Origin of the sequence: Pseudomonas putida, assembly GCF_028682395.1 — a bacterium.
GTDB lineage: Bacteria > Pseudomonadota > Gammaproteobacteria > Pseudomonadales > Pseudomonadaceae > Aquipseudomonas > Aquipseudomonas putida_AB.
Genome location: NZ_JANHLC010000014.1, coordinates 35,611 through 53,317, shown reverse-complemented (window position 1 = coordinate 53,317; position 17,707 = coordinate 35,611). Strand labels below are relative to the sequence as shown.

General features: G+C 62.3%; 17 protein-coding genes. 9 read left to right on the top strand and 8 right to left on the bottom strand.

Going from position 1 to position 17,707, the window contains the following annotated elements:
• Positions 1-35: 35 nt before the first annotated feature.
• A complete protein-coding gene (ribD, locus tag NPS46_RS24020) occupies positions 36-1,178 on the bottom strand; it encodes a bifunctional diaminohydroxyphosphoribosylaminopyrimidine deaminase/5-amino-6-(5-phosphoribosylamino)uracil reductase RibD (RefSeq protein ID WP_274111660.1) in 1,143 nt (380 codons plus the stop codon).
• Positions 1,175-1,639, bottom strand: coding sequence for a transcriptional regulator NrdR (gene nrdR, locus NPS46_RS24015; protein ID WP_274111658.1), 465 nt, complete (start codon positions 1,637-1,639; stop codon positions 1,175-1,177). Before nrdR ends, ribD begins: the two co-directional genes overlap by 4 nt.
• A gap of 140 nt (positions 1,640-1,779) precedes the next feature.
• Between nrdR and NPS46_RS24010 the strand changes: the two genes are divergently transcribed.
• The 3 genes from NPS46_RS24010 to trxA all read left to right on the top strand — a co-directional run bounded on the left by NPS46_RS24010 (position 1,780) and on the right by trxA (position 3,839).
• Complete coding sequence (locus NPS46_RS24010; RefSeq protein WP_274111656.1) at positions 1,780-2,238, top strand: hypothetical protein; 459 nt, start codon at positions 1,780-1,782, stop codon at positions 2,236-2,238.
• Positions 2,235-2,888: a class I SAM-dependent methyltransferase gene (locus NPS46_RS24005; protein WP_274111654.1), complete on the top strand. Its 654-nt coding sequence runs from the start codon at positions 2,235-2,237 to the stop codon at positions 2,886-2,888. The genes NPS46_RS24010 and NPS46_RS24005 overlap by 4 nt, the downstream gene beginning before the upstream one ends.
• A gap of 78 nt (positions 2,889-2,966) precedes the next feature.
• Positions 2,967-3,839 carry a thioredoxin gene (trxA, locus tag NPS46_RS24000; RefSeq protein ID WP_274111652.1) on the top strand — a complete coding sequence of 291 codons (873 nt, stop codon included), beginning with the start codon at positions 2,967-2,969 and terminating at the stop codon, positions 3,837-3,839.
• 61 nt (positions 3,840-3,900) lie between these two features.
• Here trxA and NPS46_RS23995 read toward each other — a convergent pair whose 3' ends face one another.
• Positions 3,901-4,242, bottom strand: coding sequence for a hypothetical protein (locus NPS46_RS23995; RefSeq protein ID WP_274111650.1), 342 nt, complete (start codon positions 4,240-4,242; stop codon positions 3,901-3,903).
• Positions 4,243-4,371: 129 nt separating this feature from the next.
• On the opposite strand from NPS46_RS23995, the gene NPS46_RS23990 reads away from it, so the two are divergent.
• From NPS46_RS23990 to NPS46_RS23970, 5 genes are all read left to right on the top strand, one after another.
• Complete coding sequence (locus tag NPS46_RS23990; protein WP_274111648.1) at positions 4,372-4,977, top strand: DUF2796 domain-containing protein; 606 nt, start codon at positions 4,372-4,374, stop codon at positions 4,975-4,977.
• 126 nt (positions 4,978-5,103) lie between these two features.
• Positions 5,104-5,814 carry an ABC transporter ATP-binding protein gene (locus NPS46_RS23985; protein ID WP_274111646.1) on the top strand — a complete coding sequence of 237 codons (711 nt, stop codon included), beginning with the start codon at positions 5,104-5,106 and terminating at the stop codon, positions 5,812-5,814.
• Position 5,815: 1 nt separating this feature from the next.
• Positions 5,816-7,081: an ABC transporter permease gene (locus tag NPS46_RS23980; protein ID WP_274111644.1), complete on the top strand. Its 1,266-nt coding sequence runs from the start codon at positions 5,816-5,818 to the stop codon at positions 7,079-7,081.
• Between the two features lie 11 nt (positions 7,082-7,092).
• Complete coding sequence (locus tag NPS46_RS23975; protein ID WP_274111642.1) at positions 7,093-7,614, top strand: DUF3299 domain-containing protein; 522 nt, start codon at positions 7,093-7,095, stop codon at positions 7,612-7,614.
• Between the two features lie 148 nt (positions 7,615-7,762).
• Positions 7,763-8,461 carry an OmpW/AlkL family protein gene (locus NPS46_RS23970; protein ID WP_274111640.1) on the top strand — a complete coding sequence of 233 codons (699 nt, stop codon included), beginning with the start codon at positions 7,763-7,765 and terminating at the stop codon, positions 8,459-8,461.
• A gap of 57 nt (positions 8,462-8,518) precedes the next feature.
• Here the strand turns inward: NPS46_RS23970 and NPS46_RS23965 are convergent, their stop codons facing one another.
• From NPS46_RS23965 to NPS46_RS23945, 5 genes are all read right to left on the bottom strand, one after another.
• Entirely contained in the window at positions 8,519-9,448 is a 930-nt protein-coding gene (locus NPS46_RS23965; RefSeq protein ID WP_274111638.1) for an NAD-dependent epimerase/dehydratase family protein, read from the bottom strand.
• Positions 9,441-10,325 carry a sugar nucleotide-binding protein gene (locus NPS46_RS23960; protein ID WP_274111636.1) on the bottom strand — a complete coding sequence of 295 codons (885 nt, stop codon included), beginning with the start codon at positions 10,323-10,325 and terminating at the stop codon, positions 9,441-9,443. The genes NPS46_RS23965 and NPS46_RS23960 overlap by 8 nt, the downstream gene beginning before the upstream one ends.
• A 203-nt stretch (positions 10,326-10,528) precedes the next feature.
• Complete coding sequence (locus NPS46_RS23955; RefSeq protein ID WP_274111634.1) at positions 10,529-12,559, bottom strand: mechanosensitive ion channel family protein; 2,031 nt, start codon at positions 12,557-12,559, stop codon at positions 10,529-10,531.
• 191 nt (positions 12,560-12,750) lie between these two features.
• The gene (locus NPS46_RS23950) at positions 12,751-13,272 is read right to left on the bottom strand and encodes a single-stranded DNA-binding protein (protein ID WP_274111632.1); all 522 of its coding nucleotides are present in this window, start codon (positions 13,270-13,272) and stop codon (positions 12,751-12,753) included.
• 9 nt (positions 13,273-13,281) lie between these two features.
• Entirely contained in the window at positions 13,282-14,679 is a 1,398-nt protein-coding gene (locus NPS46_RS23945) for an MFS transporter (RefSeq protein ID WP_274111630.1), read from the bottom strand.
• A gap of 178 nt (positions 14,680-14,857) precedes the next feature.
• Here NPS46_RS23945 and uvrA point away from each other — a divergent pair, with 178 nt between their 5' ends.
• Positions 14,858-17,692 carry an excinuclease ABC subunit UvrA gene (gene uvrA, locus NPS46_RS23940; RefSeq protein WP_274111628.1) on the top strand — a complete coding sequence of 945 codons (2,835 nt, stop codon included), beginning with the start codon at positions 14,858-14,860 and terminating at the stop codon, positions 17,690-17,692.
• The last annotated feature ends 15 nt before the right edge of the window (positions 17,693-17,707 follow it).

Here is a 17,707-nt window from a genome sequence, read left to right as displayed (position 1 = left end):
CGAGAACAGGACCTGCACAGGGTGCAGGCCGCAAATTATAGGCCGGGGGCCGGATCAGGTACCGCGATGACTCGCCAGTCGGCACCCACCGCACGCATCTCGACAATTTTCAAACGCGGTGCTTCGCTCATCTGATTCAACGGCCAGTCGAGCAATGGCCGCGCGCTCGACCCCAGGAACTGGCCGGCGACAAAAATCTGGTACTCGTCCACCAGGCCCTGGCGTGCAAAGGCACCGGCCAGGCGCGGGCCGGCTTCAACCAGCACCTCGTTGATGCCACGCCCCGCCAGCTCGACCAAGAGCTTGCGCAGGTCGACATGACCATTGCTGCCGGACACCGCCAGCAGCTCATGCCCGTCCTCCTGGTAGCGCTCACGGGCGGTCGCCGCGGCGCACGTCGCAACCAGCGCCGGGCCGGCCCGGAAGAACGGTGCATCGAGCGGCACCCGCAGCCGCCCGTCGATCAGCAGGCGCAAGGGCGGACGCTGTTCGGCCAGGGCCGTCAATTCGGCGCCCAGGCCCAACTCGTCGGGACGTACGGTCAGCCGTGCCTGATCCGTCAGCACCGTATCGGCGCCCGTAATCACCACACTGGAGCGGGCGCGCAGGCGCTGCACCGCCGAACGCGCCGCCGGCCCGGTAATCCACTGGCTTTCGCCACTGGCCATGGCCGTGCGTCCATCCAGGCTCATGGCCAGCTTGACCCGGACAAAGGGCAGGCCGTGCTCCATGCGCTTGAGAAAGCCCTGATTGAGCAGGCGCGCTTCGCTTTCCAGCACGCCGCTGTGCACCGCGATCCCCGCATCGAGCAAGCGCAACAGGCCACGTCCGGCCACTTGCGGGTTGGGGTCGCGCATGGCAACCACCACACGCGCCACTCCGGCCTGGACCAGCGCCTCGGCGCACGGCGGCGTACGGCCGAAATGGCTGCAGGGTTCCAGGGTCACGTAGACCGTCGCATCGCGAGCCAACTCACCGGCCTGGCGCAAGGCGTGGACTTCGGCATGGGGTTCGCCGGCGCGCACGTGCCAGCCTTCGCCAATCACCCGGCCATCACGCACGATCACGCAGCCGACACGCGGGTTCGGATGGGTGGAATACAGGCCTTTACGTGCCAGTTCGAGGGCACGGGCCATGTAATGGGCATCAAGCACGAGTTGTTCGTTGGACAGGCTCATTCCTTGGCTGGCTCACGGGCCAGGCGATCGATTTCTTCGCGGAATTCGTTGAGATCCTGGAAGCGCCGGTAGACCGAGGCAAAACGGATATAGGCCACTTCATCGAGTTTTTGCAGCTCGCCCATCACCAATTCGCCAACCACCAGCGACTTGACCTCGCGCTCGCCGGTGGCCCGCAGTTTGTGCTTGATATGCGCCAGCGCCGCTTCCAGGCGCTCGACGCTGACCGGGCGTTTTTCCAGCGCGCGCTGCATGCCCGCACGCAGTTTTTCTTCATCGAAAGGCTGCCGGCTGCCGTCCTGTTTGATCAGGCGTGGCAACACCAGTTCGGCCGTTTCAAAGGTCGTGAAACGTTCGCCGCAGGCCAGGCATTCACGCCGGCGGCGGACCTGTTCGCCCTCGGCGACCAGGCGCGAATCGATGACTTTGGTGTCGTTGGCACCGCAGAAGGGACAGTGCATGGTGGCAGGCAACAAAAAAAGGGAGGGCCATGTTAGCGCATCCCGGTCGCAAGACAAGCCATGGGGTTTGCGGTATACAGTCGCCCGTCTACCTTTTACCCATGCCGACACACCGAATTCTGCCTTGCTGGAGCCGCTTCATGTCCGTACGACCGCTTGTTTTGCTCGGCCTCGCCGGCCTGCTTGGCGCTTGCAGCAGCGAAGCGCCCAAGGCACCCCAGGCACCTGCCACCCAACAGCAATCGAAAAAAACAGCCAGTTCCCAAATCGAACTGGGGCCTCTGCCCGCCTTTCAGCGTGAGCTCAGTGGCAGCCTGGTCGGCGTACCGGCCGGGGCTGAAGCCGAACTGGCACTGCTGGTGATCGACAGCCGGGGCCGTCCGCAGCAACTGCTGGCCAGCAGCAAGCTCAATGGCACGGGGCAGGCCCTACCCATGCGCCTGCGCTTCAACCCCGAAGCCTTCCCCGCCGGCGCGCGGGTAGAACTGCGTGGCCGCGCCAGCCAGTCCGGGCAGTTGATCCTGCATCTGCCGGCCGTGGTCATTACCCAGCCAACGACCCAGGCCCTGGGCCCGCTGCAATTTGAAAAAGCCCCATGAATGCACCGCTCGACCTGCAACACGCCCTGAGCCAACTGCTTGGCGATGCTCAACTGCGCGCCTGCCCATTACCGGGGACCGAGCTGCAGCTCTGGCTGATTGACGCCGACAATATGGACCGCGCCTTCAGCCCGGAAGAAACCCGACGGATCCTCCACGAGCCGCCCTACTGGAGTTTCTGCTGGGCCAGCGGCCTGGCCCTGGCACGCTTTCTGGCCGAGCGACCGCAATGGGTCGCCGGCAAACGCGTCCTGGACTTTGGCGCAGGCTCCGGTGTGGCGGCGATTGCCGCGGCCAAGGCCGGTGCGCTTGAAGTAGTGGCCTGCGACCTCGACCCACTGGCCTTGGACGCTTGCCGGGCGAATGCCCAGCTCAATGCTGTACACCTGGGCTACAGCGCCGACTTCTTTGCCGAGGAGGATCGCTTCGACCTGATCCTGGTGGCTGACGTCCTCTACGACCGCGAAAACCTGCCGCTGCTTGACCGTTTTCTCAGCCGCGGGCGCGAAGCGTTGGTGGCCGACTCCCGGGTCAAGGATTTCCGCCATCCACTGTACCGCCAGCTGGAAACGCTCGAAGCCCTGACCCTGCCCGACCTGGCAGAACCCCATGAATTTCGCCAGGTCAGCCTCTATCACGCCACGCGATAAACCTGCGCCACACGCCGACTCGGCAAAGTGCCTGGCAGCCTTTATAGTTGGCGCATTCAACGCTCTTCGAGATTTCCGATGACTCAGAACACGCCGTATATCTTCGACGCCAGCAGCGCCAATTTCGACCAGTTGGTGATCGAGAACTCTTTCCACAAACCCGTGCTGGTGGACTTCTGGGCCGAGTGGTGCGCGCCGTGCAAGGCGCTGATGCCCCTGCTGCAACAGATCGCCGAGAGCTATCAAGGCGAACTGCTGCTGGCCAAGGTCGATTGCGAGGCTGAACAGGATATCGTCGCGCGCTTCGGCATTCGTAGCCTGCCGACCGTGGTGCTGTTCAAGGACGGCCAGCCGGTCGACGGTTTTGCCGGTGCCCAGCCCGAGTCCGCAATCCGCGCCCTGCTCGAACCCCATGTGCAGATGCCACCACCGGCAGCAGCCGACCCGCTGGAGCAGGCACAGCACCTGTTTGGCGAAGGCCAGATCGCCCAGGCCGAAGCGCTGCTCAAGGCGTTGCTGGGGGAAGACAACAGCAATGCCCAGGCACTGATTCTCTATGCGCGCTGCCTGGCCGAACGCGGCGAACTGGACGAAGCCCAGAGCGTGCTCGAAGCGGTCAAAGGCGACGAACACAAAGCCGCACTGGCCGGTGCCAAGGCCCAACTGACCTTTCTGCGCCTGGCCGGCGAGCTGCCGGACGCCGCCGATCTCAAGAGCCGCCTGGCCCAGGATCCGCAAGACGATGAAGCGGTGTATCAACTGGCGATCCAGCAATTGGCCCGCCAGCAATACGACGCGGCCCTGGACGCCCTGCTCAAGCTGTTTATCCGCAACCGCAGCTACGGCGAAGGCTTGCCGCACAAGACCCTGCTCCAGGTCTTCGAACTGCTGGGCAACGACCATCCGCTGGTGACCACGTACCGGCGCAAGCTGTTCGCCGCGCTCTACTAACGACTCACGCCCCACACCTGCAGGAGCGAACCCGTTCGCACCTGCAACGGGAGGCGCAGGTCTATTCGATCCAGCTGTACAGCGGCGTGTCCCCACCGTTCACGACCTTGACCTCGGCGCTATGGCGCAGGCGCACCAACAAGCGCTTGCCGGCCACCGCATTGCCGGTCAAACCTTCCAACTGCGCCAGCAGCTCCGGACCACTGAGCTGGCCAGCCTGGCGCAACAGATCCTTGGCCAACTGCCACAGCGCATCGTCCTGATTCACCGGACGCACCACCGCAGGCGCACTCACCGGCTTCTCAACCTGTAGCTGGGCACCCAGTCGTGCCCAATCCGCATCGTCAAGCTCCAGGGTCAAATCCACCGGCCAGTCACCAATACTTCCACGAATTCGCAACATTGCTCTGCTCCCGCGATTTTCCGACGAGCATGCTCCCATGCGGCTTGCACAACGCCAAGCAGAGGGGCACACTCTCGCGCCTTACGTTATAAGATTACATAACACTTAATCCCGTATCGGAGTCTCGTCATGCGCCGCCTGCTTCTTGCCTTGCCGTTCACCCTGCTCCCGCTGGCTGCCAGCCAGGCCGCCGAGCCGTCGCAACACGCTCACGATCACGACGCCGAGCACGCCAGCCTGGGGGCTCACGAACACGGCGTGGCGCGCCTGAATGCGGTGCTGGAGGGCGACACCCTGGAGTTGGAGCTGCAAAGCCCGGCGATGAACCTGGTGGGTTTCGAGCATGCCGCCAGCACCCCTGCCGACCAGGCCAAGGTCAGCGCCGTGCGCGCCCAGCTTGAACAACCCTTCAGCCTGTTCGGTCTGCCCAAGGCCGCTGGTTGCACGCTGGCCAACCTGGAACTGGAAAGCCCGCTGTTTGGCGACAAGCCCGAGCCCGACCACGACCACGACCACGACCACGCCAAGGGTGAAGGCGAGCATCACCACCAGCACAGTGAAATCCATGCCCACTATCAGTTCACTTGCGCCACCCCCGAGGCGTTGAAAAATCTGGATATGGGCCCACTGTTCAAGACCTTCCCCGCCACCCAGAAAATTCAGGTACAACTGATCGCCCCCAAGGGTCAGCAAGGGCTCGATGCCACGCCCGCAGCCGCAACGCTGACCTTCTGATCGACGCCGTCGACAGGCTGGACACGGCCCACCGGCCTTCGGGTTCCCATAAACCCGTGAGCGCGGTACGGTCGATCGCAGCCTGACGACAGCGGCTACAACCCTGCTCCTAATTGCGTGAATTCCATGACCCAAGCCCTTATCGAACTCTGCGACCTTGGCTTCAACTGGCCCGGGCATCCACCTCTACTGGATATCCCGGCCTTTGCGCTGGAGCCCGGCGAGACGCTGTTTCTCAAGGGCCCGAGCGGCAGCGGCAAAACCACGCTCCTGGGTCTGCTCGGCGGCGTACAAAAGCCCACCCGAGGCAGTATTCGCCTGCTGGGCCAGGAGTTGAGCGAGCTATCGGCCAGCGCCCGGGATCACTTTCGCGTCGACCACACCGGCTACATCTTCCAGCAATTCAATCTGCTGCCCTTTCTCTCGGTACGGGAGAACGTCACGCTGCCCTGCCACTTTTCCAAGCTGCGCGCCGCCCGGGCGATCCAGCGCCATACCAGCATCGAACAGGCGGCCATCACCCTGCTCGCCCATCTGGGCCTCAAGGACCCGGCGTTGCTGGAGCGACGCGCCGACTCACTGTCCATCGGCCAGCAGCAACGGGTCGCAGCGGCTCGCGCACTCATCGGCCAGCCGGAGCTGGTGATCGCCGACGAACCGACCTCCGCCCTCGATGCCGATGCCCGCGAAGCGTTTATCCAGTTGCTGTTCAGCGAATGCCGCGAGGCTGGCGCCAGCCTGTTGTTTGTCAGCCATGACCAGAGCCTGGCCCCGCTGTTCGACCGCCATGTGTCCCTGGCCGAACTCAACCGCGCGACCGCGCCTGTGGAGGTTTGAGATGTACCTGCTGCGACTGGCCCTCGCCAGCCTGGCCAACCGCCGCTTCACCGCGATGCTCACTGCCCTGGCCATTGCCCTGTCGGTCTGTCTGCTGCTGGCCGTCGAGCGCGTGCGCACCGAAGCCCGCGCCAGTTTCGCCAGCACCGTCAGCGGCACCGATCTGATTGTCGGCGCCCGTGCCGGGTCGGTGAACCTGCTGCTGTATTCGGTCTTTCGGATCGGCAATGCGACCAACAATATTCGCTGGGACAGCTTCGAGCATTTCGCCCAAAACCCGAAGGTGAAATGGGCCATCCCGATTTCCCTCGGCGACTCCCATCGCGGCTACCGCGTGATGGGCACCAGCGCCGCTTACTTCGAGCACTACCGATACGGTCGTCAGCAACCGCTGCACATCGCCAGCGGTCGGGCCTTCGCCAGCGATCCCTTTGAGGTGGTCCTGGGGGCCGAAGTCGCCGATGCCTTGCACTACAAACTGGGCGACAAACTGGTCCTGGCCCATGGCGTGGCGGCGATCAGCCTGGTCAAGCACGACGACAAGCCCTTCACCGTGGTTGGCATTCTCCAGCGCACCGGTACGCCGGTAGACCGCACCCTGCATATCAGCCTGGGCGGCATGGAAGCCATCCATGTCGACTGGCACAACGGTGTACCGGCGCGCGGGGCCGGCCGGGTCAGCGCCGACCAGGCGCGCAATATGGACCTCACGCCCCAGGCCATAACCGCCTTTATGCTGGGCCTGAACAGCAAGATCGCGACCTTCGCCCTGCAGCGCGAGATCAACGAGTTCCGCGGCGAGCCGATGCAGGCGATCCTGCCCGGGGTCGCGCTGCAGGAGCTTTGGAGCCTGATGGGCACGGCAGAGAAAGCCCTGTTCGTGGTCTCGCTGTTTGTCGTGTTGACCGGCCTGATCGGCATGCTCACCGCAATCCTGACCAGCCTCAATGAACGGCGCCGGGAAATGGCGATCCTGCGCTCCGTTGGCGCCCGCCCCTGGCATATCGCGACCCTGCTGATACTCGAAGCCTTTGCCCTGGCCCTGGCCGGAGCAGTGGCAGGGCTGGTGCTGCTGTATCTGGGTATCGCTCTGGCCCAGGGGTATGTCCAGGCAAACTATGGGCTGTACCTGCCACTGAGCTGGCCAAGCGAGTATGAATGGACGCTGCTCGGCGCTATCCTCGGCGCCGCCCTGCTGATGGGCTGCGTGCCCGCTTGGCGCGCCTATCGCCAATCCCTGGCCGATGGTCTGTCGATTCGCCTGTGAGGAAAGCGCTTATGTCGCGCCTGTTGTATGCGTTGTTACTGGTGGTCGCCCTGCCGCTGCAAGCGGCCGAGGCACTGCGGGACCTGGTCTGGCAGGAAATGATTCCGCCGGATGCAGTGGTGCAGGAGCCGCAGATGGCCCCCTTGCACGACCTGTCGAAACTCGGCGACACCCTGAGCGCCGAGTCGGCACCCGCCGCCCAGCAGGACCAGCCCGATGCCCCAGTGGTCAAGAGCCTCGACGGCCAGCGTGTGCGCCTGCCCGGCTATATCGTGCCGCTGGAAGTCAACGAGGCCGGACGCACCACCGAATTTCTGCTGGTGCCCTACTTCGGCGCCTGCATCCACGTACCACCACCGCCCTCCAACCAGATCGTCCATGTCACCAGTGAAGTCGGGGTCAAACTCGAAGAGCTGTACCAGCCGTACTGGATCGAAGGGGCACTGCAGGTCAAGGCCATCAGCAGTGATATCGCCGATGCGGGGTACCAGATGGACGCTGAAAAAATCTATGCCTATGAACTGCCTGACTGAGGTCGTGGCTCGCCAAATAGCCATATTCCAAAAAAGTTCCATTGTTTTAAGGTAGCAATTGGACTTCCATTGAGCTGAGTCAAAGAGAGGGACAAGACGCTCACTAACATTGGACACAGCCAACTTGAACCGTCCTTTGGAGCCTTCCATGCATAAGTCCCTGCTTAGCGCATCCCTCTTCGCGCTCGCACTCGCCGCCCCACTCGCCCAGGCCCACGAAGCCGGCGATATCCTGATCCGGGCCGGTGCCATCACCGTCAACCCGAAAGCTGACAGCTCCCACGTCAAGGTAGACCGCGGCAACCTGGCCGGCATGGACCTGGAAGGCAAGGCGACCATGAGCAGCGACACGCAGCTGGGTCTGAACTTTGCCTACATGCTGACCAACCATATCGGTATCGAACTGCTCGCCGCTACGCCGTTCGAACATGACGTGAAGGTCAAAGGCAGTATCCTGCCTCAGGCCAATGGCAAGCTCGGTACCCTCAAGCACCTGCCGCCAACCCTGAGCGTGGTGTACTACCCTCTGGACGCCAAATCCGCCTTCCAGCCCTACGTCGGCGCCGGCATCAACTACACTTGGATCTTCGACGAACACGTCGGTAGCGAAGCCAAGGCCAACGGCTTCAACAACTTCCGGGCGAAAAACTCCTGGGGTATGGCCTGGCAGATCGGTGCGGACTACATGCTGACCGACAACATCATGGTCAACGCCCAGGCACGCTACATCGATATCGATACCCGCGCCTACGTGGACAACAGCATCGTGGGCACCGGCACCCGTGCCAAGGTCAACGTCGACGTCGATCCATGGGTCTACATGGTCGGCCTGGGCTACAAGTTCTAAGTCCACGCCCACAAAAAAGGCGCCTTTCGAGGCGCCTTTTTCATGTCTGCAAAAAACCTAACGGCCCAGTAGCCGCGCCAGCCCTTCACGCATCGGCGTCTGCCGGGTAAAGCTGAAGCGCTGCAACAGCCGCTGATTATTGGCACGCGAGTGACGGATATCCCCAGCCCGCGGCGGCGCATGGCTGACTGGCGGCAAACTGCCGAGCACAGCTTTGAGCGCGTCCAACATCTGCAGCAGGGTGGTGGCCTGGTTCAGGCCGACATTCACCGCGCCCACTTCCAGTTGCGGTGTTTCGATAGCCTGGATCAGCAGGTCCACCAGGTCTTCGACATAGACAAAATCACGAGTCTGCTCTCCGTCGCCAAATACCGTGATCGGTAGGCCTTGCAGAGCGCGCTCGCAGAAAATGCTGATCACCCCGGAATACGGCGAGGACGGATCCTGGCGCGGACCGAAGATATTGAAGAAGCGAAAGATCGCCGGCTCCAGCCCATGCTCGCGCCGGTAGAAGTCCAGATAGTACTCACTGGCCAGCTTGTCCGATGCGTAGGGCGTCAAGGGTGCCTTGGGCGTGTCTTCATCGATCGACTCGCCTTCGCCGTTGTTGCCGTAGACCGCCGCGCTGGAGGCGAACAATACCCGACGTACGCCGGCCTGGCGCATGGCCTCACAAACATTCAGGGTGCCGATGAAGTTACTTTGATGGGTGCGAACCGGGTCGTCGACCGAAGCCTGCACCGACGCCACCGCTGCCAGATGGGCAACCGCCTGGCAGCCCTGCATGGCGCGTGCAACCAACGCGGCATCGGCTACATCGCCTTCGATCAGTTCGATCCGTGGATTGGCCAGCGGCAAGTTGGCGCGCTGACCGGTGGACAGATCATCCAGCACCCGCACCGCATACCCCTTGGCCAACAGTGCGTCGACCAGGTGGGAACCGATAAAACCGGCGCCGCCGGTCACCAGAATAGGAGCATCAACCATGGCGATAAAATCTATCCAGTAAGCCCGGGAGCGCCGCGCGCCAGGCACGCGGCTTGATCCCGAAGGTATGTAGAATTTTCTTGCAGGCCAGCACCGCATGCTGAGGTTCTTCGCCAGCATCGGGACGAGCCGCATGCGCCTGGGGGGTCGGCGCCTCGACAGCCAGCTCGCGCAGGCTGCGGGCTTCGGTGAGGATCGCCTGGCCGAGTGCCAGCGGCGTGGTCGCCTCGTGTCCTGCGTAGTGGTACGTGCCCCACAGCGGCGCACCGCAATCGAGTTGCTTGAGCACGGAGATAATCACTCGGGCTGCATCGTCGACGGGCGTTGGATTACCCCGCCGGTCATCCGCCAGCAGCAGTTCCTGCGCCTGCTCGGCCCGCGCTAGGAAGCGCCCGAGGGAACCTTCGGCACTCTCATCGAGCAGCCAGCCGAAACGCAGCAGCACGTGTTGTGGACAGATGGCGCGCACACTCTGCTCGATGCGCCATAGCGCCTGCCCCCGCAACCCGAGCGGCACCGGCTCATCCTTCTCGCTGTAGGCGGTCGCGCGCGAACCATCGAAGACCCGATAGCTCGAAGGCTGAAGCAAAATGATGTTGTGGTGCTGGCAGAGTTCGGCAAGCCGTTCAACGGCACGCTCCTGCCCGGCAAGACGGGTTTCGCTGACGGCTTCGGCCTGGAACCAGTCGAAGTAGTAGGCGAGATTGATCAGGGCATCGGGACGGGTGTCGTCGAGCAATTGCGTGAGGCTCGCGGCGTCCCAGCCGTCTTGCGGCGGACGCGGTGCGAGGAAACCGATGTCTTCCTCTGCACCCAGGCGAATCAGCGCCTGCCCGAGGGCATTCCCGCCGCCCAGTAACATAAGGCGCATTCGCATAGATTCAGCAGGCCCAGTCTGTTTGCAACGATGAGTAGTAACGCGAAGACCCGAGGCCTTTGCGGTGGCTAATGCCGGAATCGTTGCATTTTGCGGGTTTAGTGCGCAATCGTCACTTAGAAACTTCACGCCGCCCGCGTAGCCGTGGGGGGGGCGAGGCCCGTTCAGGGCACTGGCCCGCGCGCCGCCTGACGAACCGCCCCTCAAGGCGTGACAGGTCTGGGCGGCGGCGCAGGTTGTGGATAGTTTTGTGCGAACTGCACGTTGTCGTGCCCATCCACCCGTTTTTTCAGGCGTTCATTGAATGCCCGGCCCACTGCATATTGCCCACCGGAGACCGTACGGACCTGCGCCGTCAACAGCACGCCATTGAGGTCCATGCGCTCGACCCCAAAGATCTCGAGCGGTCCCTGCAGACTGTGCTTGAGCAACGCGTCTTCACGAATCGACTGCCCGGTCTCGCGGATCAACAGCAGCGCCTGGTCAATATCGGTTTCATAAGTGAACTGCACCGCGAAATAGGCAAAGGCAAATTGCCGCGACTGGTTGGTGACCGCCTTGATCTGGCCGAACGGTACCGAGTGCACGAAGCCCTTGCCGTCGCGCAGGCGCAGGGTGCGGATGGTCAGGCTCTCGACCGTACCTGCGTGGCCGGAGTCGAGGACCACCCAATCGCCAATGGAAATGGTGTCCTCGATAATGATGAACAACCCGGTAATCACATCCTGGACCAACTGCTGCGACCCAAAGCCGATTGCCAGCCCGACCACCCCGGCACCCGCGAGCAGCGGCCCGACATTGATCCCCAGATTGGCCATGGTGGTGATCACACAGATCACCACCAGCACGATCTTGATCGCGTTGCGCAGCAGCGGCAGGATGGTTTTGGCGCGCAGGCTCGGTTGGCGCAAGCCTCGGCGCGTGGCCGGCGGCTTCAGGGCCTGCTGGATCGCCGTGTCGAGTACCACCCAGAGCAGCCAGGTGGCCAGTAGGATCAGGCCGATGCGGCTGAGCGAATCGCTAATTGCCCGCCCGACCGTATTTTCCAGGGCGAACTGATACAGCGAAAAACCCCAGATGCGCCCCAGTATTTCAATGAATACCAGCGCCAGCACCATGCGCAGCAACCCATGGCACACTCCCAACAAGCGCTCCTTGTACGCACTGCTGCGCTGTACCTCCGCCGCGCTGCGGGACTGGAACACATGCTGGAAAACCGTACTGAGAAACACCGCGGCCACCAGTAATACCGTCGTCAGCAATGCCCCCCTCAAGGCCTTCTGACTGTCTTCGCCCGCGCCGATCAAGCTGACCACCGAGACCAGCACCATCAACAGAATCGGCCAATACCAGAGCCCGGAAAAAACCCGCAGGGACTCCTGCAAAGCCGGCTGCTTCAAACGCTGATCCAGCGAGCGGTTGCGAATCAGGTGCGCCACCGGCCGACGCAGCTTGAACACCAGCACCCCGAACAGCACCGAGGCAAACAAGCCGGCCAGTACCGCCACACTACTGGTGATATTACCGCCCAACTGGCGAGCGATCTGCGGGCTGGTCAGGGCATCACTCAAGGCCGCCAGAAAGCCGATCAGGAACAGCGGCAGCGGGATATAAGCACGAATCAGCCGAATGGCCACGCGCTTGTGCCCCTGGTCGAGCAGCGCACTCAGGCACAACAGCAACGCCGTGGTGAAAATACCGCTGCTGGTGGCATACGCCAGACACAAGGCCAGCGCCCGGCCCACGGAGCTCTGCAAGAACTGGCTGGCATACAGCGTCACCGGCAGACTGATCACCGCCGGCAGCAGATAAGGCAATACATAGCCGACTATCGAGGCGCAACGCGCACGGGAGCGGAGCCAAGAGCCGTGGCAGGCGCGCTTGCCCAGCCACCGCCCCGACAGCATCAACAGCGCAAAACAGCCCGCCCATATGGCCGAGAGCAATAGAAAGTCCCCGGCAACCCGCCACGGCGAGCGCTCGGCGGTCTGGTTGACCAATTGATCGACCTCACTGGCCGCCCGATCGGCGCGTAACCGCCAGGTATCGAGCAGACGCTCGTCGACATCGAGCTGCTGCTGGAGCTGCTCCAGGGTCGAACTCAGCGCCCCCAGCAAGCCGCCCTGCACGATTGGCTCGGCCTTGGCCGGTGCGGTTGCCTCTGCGGCCTGCGCCCCACCGGCCAAGCTGCAGAGCAGCACAAGGGCCGCCATCGCTGTCTTGAGATCGAACAAAACCCTGAACCTCTCTACGCCTACCTGTAAGGCACTGAGTGCCAACAGTTCGACAAAGTTCGCTTTTCACCCTCGCCCTTGCAGGAATGAAGTTGCCCACGCGCCTTGAGAGCAACTGCCGCGCCTGAAAAAAAGGCAAAAAAAACGGAACCTGAGAGGTTCCGTTCTTGATGACACCGTTCGGCCAGGGCCTAGAACGGAATATCGTCGTCGAAGCTGTCGAAGTCAGCGGCTGGCTGTGGAGCCGCCTGCTGTGGTGCCGGGCGCGATTCACGCTGAGGCTGCTGCGAAGGCTGAGGACGCGACTGCTGTGGGCGTGGCGCGGAGTAGGAGTTACCGCCGCCCTGCTGGCCTTGCTGATCGCCCTGTGGACGGCCGCCCAACAACTGCATGGTGCCTTGCATGTCGACCACGATTTCAGTGGTGTAACGCTTGATACCGTCTTTTTCCCATTCGCGGGTCTGCAGCTTGCCTTCGATGTAAACCTGCGAACCTTTGCGCAGATACTCGCCGGCGATTTCCGCAACCTTGCCGAACATCGATACACGGTGCCACTCGGTCTTTTCGACTTTCTGACCAGTTTGCTTGTCAGTCCATTGTTCGCTGGTCGCCAGACTCAGGTTGGTCACGGCGTTGCCGTTAGGCAGGTAGCGAACTTCTGGATCCTGGCCGCATGTACCGACCAATATGACTTTGTTAACCCCACGGGCCATAACGTTCTCCTAGGCTTCGCACGTCTGCGGCGCTGGATTGTTGACCAGCTGCTCGAGCGTCGCGCGATCCAATAGTTCGGTGTCCAATTTGATATAGATGGCGGCCTCCTCGGCCACCACCACTGCATCCGTGACTCCCTCGACTGCCTTCAGGCGCTCGATCAGCCCGGCTTCGCGTATCGCTTCAGGCGACAACGGCAAGCGCAGGCTCGTCACATAGGGAGGTTCACGCATGGTAACAGCAAAGCCCAACCACAGGGCAGCGAGTCCGGCACATCCCAGGAACACAACCGACAAACCGCCATGCTGGAACAGCCATCCGCCCAGAATGCCACCCAATGCCGAACCCAGGAACTGGCTAGTGGAGTACACCCCCATCGCCGTCCCCTTGCCGCCGGCCGGTGAAACCTTGCTGATGAGCGACGGCAGCGAAGCCTCCAGCAGGTTGAACGCAGTGAAGAACACCACGGTACCGATCACCAGCGCTCGCAGGCTGTCGCCGAACTCCCAGAAGAATAGCTCAGTGAGCAGCAGCGTAATGACCGCGCCGAGCAAAACTTGTTTCATCTTGCGTTTCTTCTCGCCATAGATAATGAAAGGAATCATGGCAAAGAAGGAAATCAACAAGGCAGTAAGGTAGACCCACCAGTGCTGCTCTTTCGGCAACCCGGCCTTTTCGACCAGGGCCAACGGCAACGCGACAAAGCTCGACATCAACATCGCATGGAGTACGAAGATCCCCAGGTCCAGACGCAGCAGATCAGGATGCTTGAGTGTCGGCAACAGCGCCTGGCGGGCCACACCGGACTCGCGATGCTGCAAGGGGCCAGTGGCGCGCGGCACCATAAAGGCCACGATCAGGATCCCCACCAGCGCCATCCCCCCGGTCGCCAGAAACAACCCCGACAGGCCAAAGCTGCGGGTCAGCAGCGGCCCTACGACCATGGCCACGGCAAAGGACAAGCCAATGGTCACGCCAATCATGGCCATGGCCTTGGTGCGATGTTGCTCACGCGTCAGATCCGAAAGCAGCGCCATCACCGCGGCGGAAATCGCCCCGGCACCTTGCAGGACTCGCCCGGCGATGACGCCCCAGATCGAGTCGGACTGAGCCGCTAGCAGGCTGCCGGCGGCGAAGATGATCAGGCCCAGATAAATAACCGGGCGCCGGCCGATACGATCGGAGATCATCCCGAATGGAATCTGGAACAGCGCCTGGGTCAGGCCATAAGCGCCAATCGCCAGGCCGATCAGGGCCGGGGTCGCTCCGGCAAGATCCATCCCATAGGTCGCCAGCACCGGCAACACCATGAACATGCCAAGCATACGGAATGCGAACACCAGGGCCAGACCGCTTGCTGCGCGGGTCTCGCCGCTACTCATGCGTTCGCTGTGGGGATCGTGCATGGAAAAACCTCGTGTGAACCGGCGGCGATTCTACCAGTCCCATCGATTGACGGGGTATAGGGTGACGCTTTGCCGCGCAACTGGACGGCAAGGCCATTAACGGCTATTTCGATAGTGTGCATCCATCCAGTATTTAGTCTTATACTCCTACGTTTTACGCCCGCCGAGCGAGGCCGCTGTGGACAAGATCCTGATACGTGGGGCACGGACCCACAACCTGAAGAACATCGACCTGACCCTGCCGCGGGACAAGCTGATCGTCATCACCGGCCTCTCCGGCTCCGGCAAGTCATCGCTGGCCTTCGATACCCTGTATGCAGAAGGCCAGCGACGCTATGTCGAATCCCTTTCGGCCTATGCGCGCCAGTTCCTTTCCATGATGGAAAAGCCCGATGTCGACACCATCGAGGGCCTGTCGCCAGCGATCTCCATCGAACAGAAATCGACCTCGCACAACCCGCGCTCGACCGTCGGCACTATCACCGAAATCTACGACTACCTGCGCCTGCTCTATGCGCGGGTCGGTACGCCGCGCTGCCCAGACCACGATATCCCCCTGGAGGCCCAGACCGTCAGTCAGATGGTCGACCTGGTGCTGGCGCAACCTGAGGGCAGCAAACTGATGCTGCTGGCGCCGGTCATCCGCGAGCGCAAGGGTGAGCACCTGTCGGTATTCGAGGAGCTGCGCGCCCAGGGTTTCGTACGCGCCCGTGTCGACGGCAAGCTGTGCGAGCTCGATGAGTTGCCCAAGCTGGATAAACAGAAGAAGCACTCGATCGATGTCGTGGTCGACCGCTTCAAGGTCCGCGCGGACCTGCAGCAGCGTCTGGCCGAATCCTTCGAGACAGCGCTGAAGCTGGCCGATGGCATTGCCCTGGTTGCACCGATGGACGACGAGCCCGGCGAAGAAATCATCTTCTCCGCGCGCTTTGCCTGTCCAATCTGCGGTCACGCCATCAGCGAGCTGGAACCCAAGCTGTTCTCCTTCAACAATCCGGCCGGCGCCTGTCCGACCTGCGACGGGCTGGGGGTTAAGCAGTTCTTTGATATCAAGCGCCTGGTCAATGGCGAACTGACCCTCGCCGAAGGCGCGATTCGTGGCTGGGACCGGCGCAATGTCTATTACTTCCAGATGCTCGGCTCGCTGGCCGCGCACTACGATTTCAGCCTGGAAGTGCCATTCAACCAACTGCCGGCCGACCAGCAGAAAGTCATTCTCCACGGCAGCGGTAGCCAGAACGTCGACTTCCGCTACCTCAATGACCGCGGCGATATCGTCAAGCGCTCCCATCCCTTCGAAGGGATCGTGCCCAACCTGGAGCGACGCTATCGGGAAACCGAGTCGGCCAGTGTTCGCGAAGAGCTGGCCAAATTCCTCAGCACCCAGCCGTGCCCGGACTGCCGCGGCACGCGTTTGCGTCGCGAGGCCCGGCATGTTTGGGTTGGCGAAAAGACTTTACCCGCGGTTACCAGCCTGCCGATTGGCGATGCGACCCTGTACTTCGGCACGCTGAAACTGACCGGTCGACGCGGCGAAATTGCCGACAAGATCCTCAAGGAAATTCGCGAACGCCTGCAATTCCTGGTCAATGTCGGTCTCGATTACCTGACACTGGATCGCAGTGCGGACACCCTGTCTGGCGGCGAAGCCCAGCGTATTCGCCTGGCCAGCCAGATTGGCGCGGGATTGGTCGGGGTCATGTACATCCTCGACGAACCGTCCATCGGCCTGCACCAGCGGGACAACGACCGCCTGCTGGGCACACTCAAGCACCTGCGCGATATCGGCAATACCGTGATTGTCGTTGAGCACGACGAAGATGCCATTCGCCTGGCCGACTATGTCGTCGACATCGGTCCGGGCGCGGGCGTCCACGGCGGCCGGATCGTTGCCGAAGGCACCGCTGCCGAAGTCATGGCCCACCCTGACTCACTGACTGGCAAGTACCTCTCCGGACGAGTGAAAATCGTCGTGCCGGCCAAGCGCACCCCACGCAACAAGAAACTGTCGCTGACGCTCAAGGGCGCCCGGGGCAACAACCTGCGCAATGTCGACCTGGAGATACCACTTGGCTTGCTGACCTGCGTTACCGGTGTTTCCGGCTCGGGCAAGTCGACGCTGATCAACAACACCCTGTTCCCACTCGCCGCCACCGCCCTCAATGGTGCGACCACACTGGAAGCTGCGACCCACGACAGCATCAATGGCCTGCAGCATTTGGACAAGGTGGTCGATATCGACCAGAGCCCCATCGGCCGCACACCGCGTTCGAACCCGGCGACCTATACAGGGCTGTTCACACCGATCCGTGAGCTGTTCGCTGGCGTACCGGAATCGCGCTCGCGGGGCTACGGGCCAGGGCGTTTCTCGTTCAACGTCAAGGGCGGGCGCTGTGAAGCCTGCCAGGGCGACGGCCTGATCAAGGTCGAGATGCACTTCCTGCCGGATATCTACGTACCCTGCGATGTCTGCAAGAGCAAGCGCTATAACCGCGAAACGCTGGAGATCAAGTACAAGGGCAAGAACATCCACGAAACCCTCGAAATGACGATCGAGGAAGCTCGGGTGTTCTTCGATGCCGTTCCGGCACTGGCGCGCAAACTGCAAACGCTCATGGATGTAGGGCTTTCCTATATCAAGCTGGGTCAATCGGCGACCACCCTGTCAGGTGGTGAAGCGCAACGGGTGAAGCTGTCACGCGAGTTGTCCAAACGCGATACCGGCAAGACCCTGTACATCCTCGATGAGCCCACCACGGGCCTGCACTTCGCCGATATCCAGCAATTGCTCGATGTGCTCCATCGCCTGCGTGATCACGGCAATACCGTGGTGGTGATCGAACACAATCTGGATGTGATCAAGACTGCTGACTGGCTGGTGGATCTGGGCCCTGAAGGCGGCTCCAAGGGCGGCCAGATCATCGCGGTGGGTACACCCGAGCAGGTTGCGGAAATGCCGCAGTCGCATACCGGCCACTACCTCAAGCCGTTGCTGACTCGCGACCGAGCGTAATGCCCAAGAAAAAGC